9 protein-coding genes are annotated in these 11,016 nt (G+C 70.9%); 5 read left to right on the forward strand and 4 right to left on the reverse strand.

The annotated features are described in order from the left end of the window. On the reverse strand, positions 1-787 hold a 787-nt coding region (locus tag VFE05_21610), incomplete at its 3' end, for a tetratricopeptide repeat protein (GenBank protein ID HET6232687.1). A gap of 325 nt (positions 788-1,112) precedes the next feature. Here VFE05_21610 and VFE05_21615 point away from each other — a divergent pair. Next, positions 1,113-2,627 (forward strand): DUF1990 family protein, encoded by a 1,515-nt coding sequence (locus VFE05_21615; GenBank protein ID HET6232688.1) that lies wholly within the window; start codon positions 1,113-1,115, stop codon positions 2,625-2,627. Positions 2,628-2,998: 371 nt separating this feature from the next. Here VFE05_21615 and VFE05_21620 read toward each other — a convergent pair whose 3' ends face one another. Together VFE05_21620 and VFE05_21625 are read right to left on the reverse strand one after the other, a co-directional pair. Beyond that, the gene (locus VFE05_21620; protein ID HET6232689.1) at positions 2,999-4,420 is read right to left on the reverse strand and encodes an NAD(P)/FAD-dependent oxidoreductase; all 1,422 of its coding nucleotides are present in this window, start codon (positions 4,418-4,420) and stop codon (positions 2,999-3,001) included. Positions 4,421-4,698: 278 nt separating this feature from the next. Beyond that, positions 4,699-5,370 (reverse strand): SGNH/GDSL hydrolase family protein, encoded by a 672-nt coding sequence (locus VFE05_21625; GenBank protein HET6232690.1) that lies wholly within the window; start codon positions 5,368-5,370, stop codon positions 4,699-4,701. Positions 5,371-5,432: 62 nt separating this feature from the next. On the opposite strand from VFE05_21625, the gene VFE05_21630 reads away from it, so the two are divergent. From VFE05_21630 to VFE05_21645, 4 genes are all read left to right on the forward strand, one after another. Beyond that, positions 5,433-5,981: a hypothetical protein gene (locus VFE05_21630; GenBank protein ID HET6232691.1), complete on the forward strand. Its 549-nt coding sequence runs from the start codon at positions 5,433-5,435 to the stop codon at positions 5,979-5,981. 169 nt (positions 5,982-6,150) lie between these two features. After that, positions 6,151-8,547, forward strand: a complete 2,397-nt coding sequence (locus VFE05_21635) for an aldehyde dehydrogenase family protein (GenBank protein HET6232692.1) — start codon at positions 6,151-6,153, stop codon at positions 8,545-8,547. A gap of 100 nt (positions 8,548-8,647) precedes the next feature. Continuing rightward, positions 8,648-9,082, forward strand: coding sequence for a hypothetical protein (locus tag VFE05_21640; GenBank protein ID HET6232693.1), 435 nt, complete (start codon positions 8,648-8,650; stop codon positions 9,080-9,082). A 718-nt stretch (positions 9,083-9,800) separates the two neighbouring features. Next, positions 9,801-10,148 (forward strand): hypothetical protein, encoded by a 348-nt coding sequence (locus tag VFE05_21645; GenBank protein HET6232694.1) that lies wholly within the window; start codon positions 9,801-9,803, stop codon positions 10,146-10,148. A 295-nt stretch (positions 10,149-10,443) separates the two neighbouring features. On the opposite strand, the gene VFE05_21650 is transcribed toward VFE05_21645, so the two are convergent. Next, a partial coding sequence (locus VFE05_21650; GenBank protein HET6232695.1) for a hypothetical protein occupies positions 10,444-11,016 on the reverse strand: 573 nt, incomplete at its 5' end.

The following is an 11,016-nucleotide window of genomic DNA, read 5'->3' on the forward strand; positions in this document are numbered from 1 at the left end:
CGGGTCCGTACGCGCGGAAGGCCGCGCGGGCGAGGTCCTGCGCCTCCGTCGTCTGCCCCGTCTCGACCGCGATGCCGAACAGGTCGTGCAGCGCGCGGCCCTGGATGTCGCGCATGCCGTGGCGCCGCGCCGCGCGCAGGCCGCGGATGTGGAGCTTGCGCGCCGCGGGGAAGTTGCCGCGCTGCACGTACAGGTTGCCCAGCCCCAGGAACGCCTCGGCATACGAGCCCCAGTCCTTCGCCTGGCGTCCCAGGCCGATGGTGCGGCGGAACCAGGTCTCGGCGCGCGCGTAGTCCGCCCGGCGCCGGGCCAGCTGGCCCACGCGGAAGCCCGCCGCCGCGTTGGCCGGCGCGGCGACCGCTGCCGCCTGCGCGAACTGGAGCGCCGTGGCCAGCATCCCCTTGCCGTCGGCCCACAGCGAGACCTCGCGGCAGGCCTGCATCACCTCGTCCTCCTTCGCGCCCGCGGGGTTCCCCGCCATCGCCGCGATGCGCCGCAGCGCCGGCTCGATGGCGGCGTCCACGCCCGCCGACGCGATCTCGCCGGTGCGGCGCTCCTCCGCGCCCGCGGCGAAGAGGCCCGCGCGCTCCTCGGGGTCCGGCACGCCCGCCCACAGCGTCACGTCGCGCATGGACTGCCACAGCAGCAGGCCCAGGGCGCCGGACGTCTCGTCCAGGATCTCCGAGCCTTCCAGCGACTCCGGCCCCTGGAGCAGGGCGGGGGGAACGTGCCAGCGCCAGCGCCTCCGCGGCTTGCGGGTCGCGGGAGTGGGCGGGTTACCTTTCATGTGCGGGCTCCGGGTGGGGATGGGGCCAGTGTGGTGCGGCCAGGTGCCGCACGCGCATCGCCCCTTCGCGGCGAAGGCCGCGAAGGCGTGGATATATCCGGCGCGAAAGGAGCGTCGCGCCATCCGGCAGGCAATGTCGTGTGCAGATAAGATGCACCTGGGGCGAGCCGCTGTCCAGAGTTTTGACGGGAATGCGCACCAAAACGGGCGTCGCGTGCGATGTCCATCCCTCGCGTCCAGGGTTTGCACAGAGATGGCGGTGAGTGCCGGGTGGCCTCCGAAATGCACCCGCGCCGCACCAACCCGAGCCCGAGGGAGGAAGCGAATGAAGGTCTTGGTAACGGGAGGCACCGGCGTGGTGGGCCGGTCCGCGGTGGATCACCTGGTGCGCGCCGGGCACACGGTGCGCCTGCTGTCGCGCCACGCGGAGGACGACGCGCGGCAGTGGGCGTCGGGCGTGGAGGCGCGCACGGGCGACGTGTCGGACGCGGGCAGCGTCTTCGGCGCGGCGGACGGGTGCGACGCGGTGCTGCACGTGGCCGGCATCGTGGCCGAGAGCCCGCCCGAGGTGACGTTCGATGCCGTGAACGTGGAGGGCACGCGCAACCTGGTCCGCGAGGCGTCTCGCGCCGGCGTGGAGCGCTTCGTCCACGTCTCGTCGCTGGGGGCGGAGCGGGGCGAGTCCGGCTACCACCGCTCCAAGAAGGCGGCGGAAGACGTGGTGCGGTCCGGCTTCTCCGGAAGGTGGATGGTCTGCCGGCCCGGCAACGTGTACGGGCCCGGCGACGAGGTCATCTCCCTGCTGCTGAAGATGGTGCGCACGCTGCCCGCCGTGCCGGTGGTGAGCGGCGACCAGGAGTTCCAGCCCGTGTGGGTGGAGGACGTGGGCCAGGCGCTCGCCCGTGCCGTGGAGGGCGAGAAGGGCTGGGGGCAGGTGCTGGAGATGGCGGGGCCGGAGACGACGACCACGAACCGGCTGCTGGAGCTGATGGAGAAGCTCACCGGCCGCAGCATCGTGCGCGTGCCGGTGCCGGAGTTCCTGGCGAAGCTGGGCACGCAGGCGGCCGGGCTGGTGGGAGTGGACCTGCCCGTGAACCAGGACCAGCTCGTGATGCTCGCCGAGGGCAACGTGATCGGCCCCGGCGGCACCAACGCGCTCTCCGACGTCTTCGGCGTGGAGCCCACGCGGCTGGCCGAGGGGCTGTCGAAGCTGGCGGACGCCATGCCGGAGAAGCTGCCCAGCGAGGGCACCGGGCGCCTGCACCGCGAGCGCTTCTGGGCCGACATCCGCGGCAGCGGCATGACGCCGGAACAGGTGCTGGCGCTGGTGCGCGACCAGTTCCACACGCTGCCGCCGGACGGCATCATGGAGGTGGCGCCTGAGCCGGGCCCGCCCGCGCCGCTGGAAGAGGGTGCGACCATGACGCTGGCCGTGCCCGTGCGCGGCAACGTTCAGGTGCGCGTGCAGGAGGTGACGCCGCGCGCCATCACCAGCGTCACGCTGGAGGGGCACTTCTTCGCCGGCGTCATCCGCTTCATGGCCGAGGAGCCGGAGCCCGGCACCGTGCGCTTCGAGGTGCGCACCTACAACCGCGCCGCCACCCTGCTGGACCGCGTGGGCATCCGCACCGTGGGCAAGGTCGCGCAGACCATGGCGTGGGGCACCGTGGTGGAAGAGGTCGTGCGCCGCAGCGGCGGCACCGCGCCGGACGGCGTGGAGACGGTGGACGAGACGCTGGACGAGGAAGACGCGAAGGACGTGGAGAAGTGGACCGAGGAGATGGTCATGCGCCGCCGCCGCGCCGAATCTCCCGAGCAGGGCGAAGGCGGGACCGCATAGCCGCCGCGCATCGGCCGATCATCTGCGGGTTCGGTAGATGAATGCGAGTGATCGGAAGATGGAACTGTGAGATTTCGGCAGATGCGAATCGGGGGAGCGGCCACGTGGCGCTCCCCCGATTCGCATCTACAGACCCGCCGCCCCACCGCTGATGCGCGGAGCTCATCCTCCGATCCCCGACATCTCTCACCACGTGTGGGGTACGACCTGCGCGCCGCGGATGCACCATCGTTCGGCTGACGTGATCTCGCTGCGGAAGGGCGGACGCACACGCAGGTGCGTCCCTACAGGATGCTGGCCGGGCGCGCGATTTAGCCGGGACGGTGGCAGGCGCGCGAGATTCGGCTGCGGATGCCGTCATCTACCGTGATTCAGAAGCCGTCGGTGAGGGCGGCGCGGGCGGCGTGGTAGCCGCACATGCCGTGGACGCCGCCGCCCGGCGGGGTGGACGCCGAGCAGAGGTAGAGGCCCTTCACCGGCGTGGCGTACGGCACGCGGCGGGTGACCGGGCGGAAGAAGAGCTGCGCCAGGTCCGGCGACCCGCCGTTGATGTCGCCGCCCACAAGGTTGGCGTCGCGCGCGTGGATCTGCGAGGTGTTCATGGTGTGCCGCGCCAGGATCGTGTCCCGGAAGCCGGGCGCGAACCGCTCCACCTGCGCCTCGATGCGCTCCGTCATGTCCTGCGTGGAGCCGTTGGGCACGTGGCAGTACGCCCAGCCCACGTGCTTCCCCTGCGGCGCGCGAGTGCCGTCGAACAGCGACGGCTGGGCGAAGAGGACGAAGGGATGCTCGGCGTGCCGGCCATGCGCCGCGGCTGCCTCGGACGCGGCGACCTCGCGCAGGGTGCCGCCGAGGTGGACGGTTCCCGCGCGGCGGCAGCCCTCGGCGGTCCACGGCACGGGCTCGGACAGCGCCCAGTCGACCTTGAAGACGCCCGGGCCGTAGCGGAAGCGCCCCATTCGCCGGCGGTACGCGTCCGGCAGGCGCGAGCCGGCGACTTCCACCACCTGGTGCGCCGTCAGGTCCAGCAGCACGGCGCGTGAAGGCGGCAGCTCGTCCAGCGAGGCGACGTGCGTGCCCGTGACGATCTCGCCGCCCAGCGAGCGGAGGTACGATGCGAGCGCGCCGGTGAGCGACCCCGCCCCGCCGCGCGGGATGGGCCAGCCGCTCGCGTGCCCCGCCGCCGCCAGCACCAGCCCGAACGAGGCGGTGGCAGGCGCGGTCAGCGGCAGCGCGCAGTGCGCCGCGATGCCGGCGAAGAGCGCCCGCGCCTCCTCCTGCCGGAACGCACCCTCGGCCAGCCCCTGCGCCGTCCGAAGCGCCGCCAGCCCGAAGCGCGCCAGCAGGAACGGGTGCCGGGGGATGCCCAGCGGGCCCAGGATGTCCGGCGCCAGGTCCGTCCAGCGGTCCGCGTACGGCTGCATCACGCGGCGCCACGCATCGGCATCCACGCCCAGCGACGCGCCCGTGCCCGCGAACGACCGCTCCAGCAGCGCGACCCGGCCGCCGTCCAGCGGGTGCGCGGCGAGTACGGGCGGGTGGATCCACTCCAGCCCGTGCTCCCCCAGCGGCAGCGTGGGGATGAACGGCGAGCCCGTGCTCAGCGGGTACACGGCCGAGAACGGGTCGTGGCGGAAGCCCAGCAGCGTCAGCTCCATCGTTCGCGCCGCCCCGCCCACCGTTTCCTCCGCCTCGACCACGAGCACGCTCCGCCCCGCCTGAGCGAGCACGATGGCGGCGACCAAGCCGTTCGGCCCCGCGCCGACCACCACGGCATCGTACGCCGCCTTCATCGCCCTCCCCCGCCGCACCGCATCATCCGCATCCCCTCATCTCCCGAAATCCGTGCACCCTGCCGCCCCAGACGTCACGTCCACCGAATCATCCGTCCCTCCACTCCGCACCGCGGCTGGTCGGCAGGCGTGGAACCGTGGCCGAAGCTGTCCCGCGGCCGAATCCGCGAAATCCGGTCCCATCCCCGGGACTCCGTTGGTGCGCGGAAGACGTGGATGCAGCCCGCGCGTCCGGTCGCGGGGCGGGCGATGTACATCTACCCGCGGAGCGACACGGGTCAGCGGACGAAGACCTCGGTTCGGCGGCGGCCGAAGTCGTGCTCGGTGACGGCGCGGACGATTGCGGCGGCGATCTTGTCTCCGCCACGCGTGGACGGCTCGACCGGGTTGGCGTAGTCCGCGTCCTCGTTGCAGATGAGGCGCAGGTCCAACAGCGGGATGCCCGCCGTGTACGCCGCCCTCTGGATCGTGTCGTTGAAGTGCGTGAGGGCCGCCACGCCCAGCCGCTGCTGGTACGCGTCCGGGAAGCGCGGATAGTAGATGGTGCAGATGGCGGTCGGCAGCCCGCGGGCAAGCACCGCGTCCAGCGCGGCGAGGTACTTCCGCTCGAACCCCTCCGCCACCTCGGCCAGGCGGTCGAGCGCGGCGGCCATGGACTGGGTGCCCTCGGCGAGCAGATCCAGGTGGCCGAGCGCGTCGTTGCCGCCCACGCTCATCACCAGGTGCGTCGCGCCGTGGGGCACGCGCTTCAGCTGGCGCGGCACGTCGCCGGTCACGTCGCCGTCCACCGCGCAGAGCGTGGCCGTCCAGCCGCCCGGCAGGCGCTTCCTCACCTGCTCGATCACGTCCGGAGCGCCGTGCACGTACGCCGCGTTGTCGAAGATCGAATCGCCCAGCAGCACCACGTGGCTCATCTCGCGCCCTGCAGGAGGAGGTTCGGAGATGCGCATCGTCGCATCTTCCTCGCGTGCCAGGCAGGACCCGCGCCGGTGCGGAGGCAGATGGATAGCCGATGTGCCAGAGCGAAAACGGCCCCATGCTCGGCGAGTTCCGCGGGTTCCTGCAGCGCCCCGACACCGTGGGCGCGTTCCGCACGAACAATCCCAACAGCCCGGGGTTGCGCGGGGCGGCGTGGGCGTTCCTGCGCTACGCCTCGGATCGCGTGAACGGCAGCGAGCCGGCGTTCTGGACCAGCCTGATCGACACCCCGGCGACGGGCAAGTCGAACATCCAGGCGGCCATTGGCGGGGCCGACCCCAACGAGTGGCTGGGTGACTTCGTCACGGCGGCGTACGCGGACGACAACTCCTTCCCGGTCGCCGCGCCCTACCAGACGCCGAGCTGGAACTACCGCTCGGTGTTCGGTGGCCTGGGCGGCTTCCCGCTGCTTACGCGGCCGCTGACCTCGAGCACGCCGCTGACCCTGTCGTACAGCTTCGGCGGCGGCACGGCGTACTTCCGCTTCGGGGTGACGCAGGGCTCCTTCACGACGGTGACGGCGCTGAGCGGCGGCGTGGCGCCCACCAGCCCCTACACCCTGCGCATCGTCCGCACGAAGTAACCTGCGCGCGGGACGAAGGACGAGCGGCCCTCCCCAATCACCGGGAGGGCCGCTCGGCTTTTTGGGGATGCGCGTGCATCCCGCGGCCGATTTGCGTATACTACCGGATACGCACCACAGCCACCGAACGCTCGCCCCCGGGCGGCACCCGAGCAGGAGCAGGATGCCCATGAGCATCGCCGAGATCTTCGAGACCATGGAATACGGACCCGCCCCCGAGAGCGCTTCGCCCGCCATGAAGTGGCTGGACGAGCGGGACCGGACCATGAAGCACTTCATAGACGGCGAGTGGCGCGAGCCCGGCGGCGCCGAGTGGTTCGACACCACCAACCCCGCGAACGCCAGCGTCCTGGCTCGCATCGCCCAGGGCTCGCGCGAGGACGTGGACGCCGCCGTGCGCGCCGCCCGTGCCGCGCTCCCGGGCTGGCAGGCGCTGGGCGGCCACGGGCGGGCACGCTACCTGTACGCGCTGGCGAGGCAGATCCAGAAGCACTCGCGCCTCTTCTCGGTGCTGGAGACGCTGGACAACGGAAAGCCCATCCGCGAGTCGCGCGACATCGACATCCCGCTGGTGGCGCGGCACTTCTACCACCACGCGGGCTGGGCGCAGCTCATGGAGAGCGAGCTGCCCGGCTACGGCGCCGTGGGCGTGGTGGGGCAGATCATCCCGTGGAACTTCCCGCTGCTCATGCTGTCGTGGAAGATCGCTCCCGCCCTGGCGATGGGGAACACGCTGGTGCTGAAGCCGGCCGAGTTCACCTCGCTCACGGCGCTGCTCTTCGCGCAGGTGTGCGCCGAGGTGGGGCTGCCCGCGGGCGTGGTCAACATCGTCACCGGCGACGGGCGCACGGGGCAGGCGATCGTGGAGCACCCCGAGGTGGACAAGATCGCGTTCACCGGCAGCACCGAGGTGGGCCGCATCATCCGCGTGGCGACGGCGGGGAGCGGGAAGAAGCTCTCGCTGGAGCTGGGCGGCAAGTCGCCCTTCGTGGTCTTCGACGACGCGGACCTGGACAGCGTGGTGGAGGGCGTGGTCGACGCCATCTGGTTCAACCAGGGGCAGGTGTGCTGTGCCGGCTCGCGCATCCTGGCGCAGGAGGGCATCGCCGAGAAGCTGGTGACCCGCCTCCGCGCGCGGATGGAGAACCTCCGCCTGGGCGACCCGCTGGACAAGGCGGTGGACATCGGCGCCATCATCGACCCCATCCAGCTCCAGAAGATCGACTCGCTCGTGCGCCAGGGGGCGGACGAGGGCGCCACCATGTGGCAGCCGTCGTGGAGCTGCCCGGACGAGGGGTGCTTCTTCCCGCCCACGCTCTTCACCGACGTGTCGCCGTCGTCCACCATCGCGCAGGTGGAGATCTTCGGCCCCGTGGTGGTGCTGATGACGTTCCGCACGCCGGCCGAGGCGGTGGAGCTGGCGAACAACACGCAGTACGGCCTGGCGTCGAGCGTGTGGACCGAGAACATCAACCTGGCGCTCGACATCGCCCCCAAGATCAAGGCGGGCACGGTGTGGATCAACTGCACCAACATGTTCGACGCGGCCAGCGGCTTCGGCGGGTACCGCGAGAGCGGCTTCGGGCGCGAGGGCGGGCGCGAGGGGCTGTTCGAGTACGTGAAGCCGCTGTGGGAGAAGAAGGACGGCAAGGCGGAGAAGGCCCCCAAGCCGGCCGACGCGGCGGAGGTGCAGGCGTCCAAGCCGGTGGCCGGGCTGCCGCCCATCGACCGTACCGCCAAGCTGTACATCGGCGGCAAGCAGGCGCGGCCGGACTCGGGCTACTCGCTGCCGGTGATGGACGCGCGCGGCCGGCTGCTGGGCGAGGTGGGCCACGGCAACCGCAAGGACGTGCGCAACGCGGTGGAGGCCGCGCACAAGGCCTCGTCCGGCTGGGCGAAGGCGACCGGCCACAACCGCGCGCAGGTGCTGTACTACGTGGCCGAGAACCTGGCCGCGCGGGCGGACGAGATGGCGCGCCGCATCGCCGCCATGACGGGCGACGACAAGGCCGCCGCGCGCGAGGTGGACCTCTCCATCCGCCGCCTGTACACGTACGCCGCGTGGGCCGACAAGTGGGACGGCGCGGTGCACCACACGCCCTTCCGCAACGTGACGCTCGCCATGCCCGAGGCCATCGGGGTGATGGGCATCGCCTGCTCCGACGCGGCGCCGCTGCTGGGCTTCGTCTCGGCCGTGATGCCGGCCGTGGCGATGGGCAACGCCGTGGTGGTGGTGCCGTCGGAGCGCATGCCGCTGGCGGCGACGGACTTCTACCAGGTCCTCGACACGTCGGACGTGCCGGGCGGCGTGATCAACATCGTCACCGGCAAGCGCGACGAGCTGACCGAGACGCTGGCCGCGCACGACGACGTGGACGCGCTCTGGTACTTCGGCTCGGCCGAGGGCAGCACGGCGGTGGAGCGCCTCTCAGCCGGCAACATGAAGCGCACGTGGGTGAGCTACGGCCGCCCGCGCGACTGGTTCGACGCCGTGCAGGGCGAGGGCGAGGAGTTCCTGCGCCAGGCCACGCACGTCAAGAACATCTGGGTCCCGTACGGCGAGTGACGCACGGCGGGGCGGGCGCATCCCAGCGTCCGCCCCGCGGCTCGTCCCCGGCGGCCTCTCCGGCCGTCCGCCCGAAGCACATCTCCCCGACGATTCCGACATGACCCCCTCCAGCCTTCGCCGCGCCGCCGTGCTCCTCGCCTTGGTCGCGCTCTCCGCCTGCGCATCTTCCGGGTCCGAACCCGCGCCGGTGCCGTCGGCCGCGAACGCCGCCGCGCCGCCGCGCACGCGCCACACGCGCGCGAACGAGCTGAACGCCGAGCAGCTCGCCGCGGCGCCGGAGGCCAGCGCGTACGCGCTGCTCCAGCGGCTGCACCCCAACTGGCTCACGCTGGGCGGCAGCGGGAGCCACGAGCGCACGGGCACCAACGACACCTTCGTCATCTACAACGATGTGCCGCTCGGCCCCGCCCTCTCGCTCCAGCGCTACCGCCCCGCGCAGCTCTCCAGCATCCGCTACATCTCCGCCGCCGAGGCCATGACCCGCTACGGCTCCATCGGCCAGAACGGCGTCCTCCTCGTCGTCGGGCGGTAAACGGTCGTTCCCACCCCCGGCGCCCACGCCGGGAAGGAGCAGGTGGAGAGGGTGGATGAACCCCTTCACGTGGCGTGCAGACGGTAGAAGGGCACCGTCGGCACGGCAGTGTAACGGGTCGCCCGAGAGTAGCCGGAGGCCACGAAAGAGAGGGGCCCGCTCCGAGAGTGAGGCCCCTCTCTTTCTGTGTCCACCGCGGCGTGAAGAACCAGTGCCTATTGCGGTGGAATCCGGTGGAACATAGGTTCGGCAGACGTGAGCTGCCACTGAAAAATGTCGCAGTTTGATAGTAATCATCCGAAACACCCTTCCTGCCGTTCTCAGTGCCCGCGTCGTGGTAGCGACGGGATATCCGCGCCGCCGCCGCATCCCACCTGCGTAATCCAGCTTCTTTCGCTCCGTTCGCTCTTCTCCGCCGAGTCGCAACGCTCGTACCGCACTCCCGGCGGAGAGTAGCGCCCGATGGCCTGCTGGGGACTGCCAATGAACCTTGGCCGAGCCACTCGTCGGCCGGCGGGTGGAGATCTGCCGCCGTGCTCGAAGGCCGCTCCGCTCCGCGATCCAGCCGTCTCCCCAACCCGATCACGGCATAAACTCTCATGGGCTCTTCACGCCGGTGGTGAAACCGGCGCTGGAATCCACTCCCATGTGCGGGTATACGATCCGCGGGCATCCGTCCCGGAGCGAAGACATTCCGAGCGAACCAAGGAGATGGACGATGAGCGACGCGAGGATCAAGTGGACGTGCCAGAAGGAACCCGCTTGGCAGTGGATGAGCGCCAAGAATGGCGACGGGGCTGCCACCCCGCAGGAGCTGAGCGGCACTGTCGAGCTGCCGCAGAACGACAACTACTGGGCACCGTGCGCCAGTTTGGTGCTGCAGAACGTCACCATCGGGGGGGTCATGCTCCGGTACTTCCTCCAAGGCGGGAAGGGGGTGGTGCAGGCGAGGGCGTTCGCCGCGCCCCATGGGAGCGACCGCGGTTGGGTGGCCGAGGGAAATCCGGGCAAGACCAGCCTCACGCACGGGAACGGCGGCTTCAACCTGGTCGCCGAGATCGTGTAGCTCGCGTCACGCCTGCCGTTCGTGTCGCGGACGGCAGGGCGTGACGGGGTGGAGAGATGACGCGCAGGGGTGCAATCCGCATAACCGTCTGCATCCTACCCACCAGCTACGGTGGTGTGAAGCGGGTCCGTGCGGACCGATTGTCCTGCAATCGTCCGTTTCGTAGCCCGAACAGGCACGGCCGATTCATCTCTCGCGTTCGGGATGTTGCGCAGCACGAGAAGGGCCGCTCGGCGTGAGCGGCCCCTCTGCGTTTTCACCTCCATCGACACCGACGCGGTCCACGGGCAGCAGCTCAGTGGACCGAGTGCGAGTAGCCGTACGCATTCTCGATCATCCCGATGATCCTGCCGTGGTCCCAATACGGAACGAGGAACTGGATGATCAGCGCCACCAGGATTGCGATGTTCGCCCGCCGCCCGTCCACGAAATACAGAACGCCCATCGTGATCTTGGTCAGCGCGCTGTACGGCAGGTAGTAGAGCCACACCACCGCCGGCCGCGCGTGGAGCTGCTCCATGAGGACGGGCACGTAGGTCACCGTGACCAGCACGTCGCTCACGAGCAGCATGGCCAGCACGAAGCCCTTGCGCTGCGAATAGTAGGTGGCGAGGTCTGCCAGCCCCTGGGCATCGCGGGGAAAGACCACGGTGGCCGCCAGATAGTAGCAGGTCGCGATCAGGATCGGCGCCCACAGCCCCGCGAAGTCGAGGGTGACGTCGCGCAGCGCGTCCCACGCGTCGATCCAGGTCGCGCAGATCGCGATGAAGGTGAACAGCGCCAGGAGTGCCGTCTGCGCTTCGATCCTGCGCACGGCGCGTTCACGCACGAAGCCCGCGAAACCCGCCAGCACCTCGGTCGCGCCGAG

The organism is Longimicrobiaceae bacterium (assembly GCA_035696245.1).
GTDB lineage: Bacteria > Gemmatimonadota > Gemmatimonadetes > Longimicrobiales > Longimicrobiaceae > DASRQW01.

What these genes read in the sequence shown, in the direction of transcription:
- VFE05_21640 (HET6232693.1), top strand. Translation starts at nt 8,648, where the DNA reads ATGACCCCCTCCAGCCTTCGCCGCGCCGCCGTGCTCCTCGCCTTGGTC.
- VFE05_21620 (HET6232689.1), bottom strand. Translation starts at nt 4,420, where the DNA reads ATGAAGGCGGCGTACGATGCCGTGGTGGTCGGCGCGGGGCCGAACGGC.
- VFE05_21625 (HET6232690.1), bottom strand. Translation starts at nt 5,370, where the DNA reads ATGCGCATCTCCGAACCTCCTCCTGCAGGGCGCGAGATGAGCCACGTG.
- VFE05_21645 (HET6232694.1), top strand. Translation starts at nt 9,801, where the DNA reads ATGAGCGACGCGAGGATCAAGTGGACGTGCCAGAAGGAACCCGCTTGG.
- VFE05_21630 (HET6232691.1), top strand. Translation starts at nt 5,433, where the DNA reads ATGTGCCAGAGCGAAAACGGCCCCATGCTCGGCGAGTTCCGCGGGTTC.
- VFE05_21635 (HET6232692.1), top strand. Translation starts at nt 6,151, where the DNA reads ATGAGCATCGCCGAGATCTTCGAGACCATGGAATACGGACCCGCCCCC.
- VFE05_21615 (HET6232688.1), top strand. Translation starts at nt 1,113, where the DNA reads ATGAAGGTCTTGGTAACGGGAGGCACCGGCGTGGTGGGCCGGTCCGCG.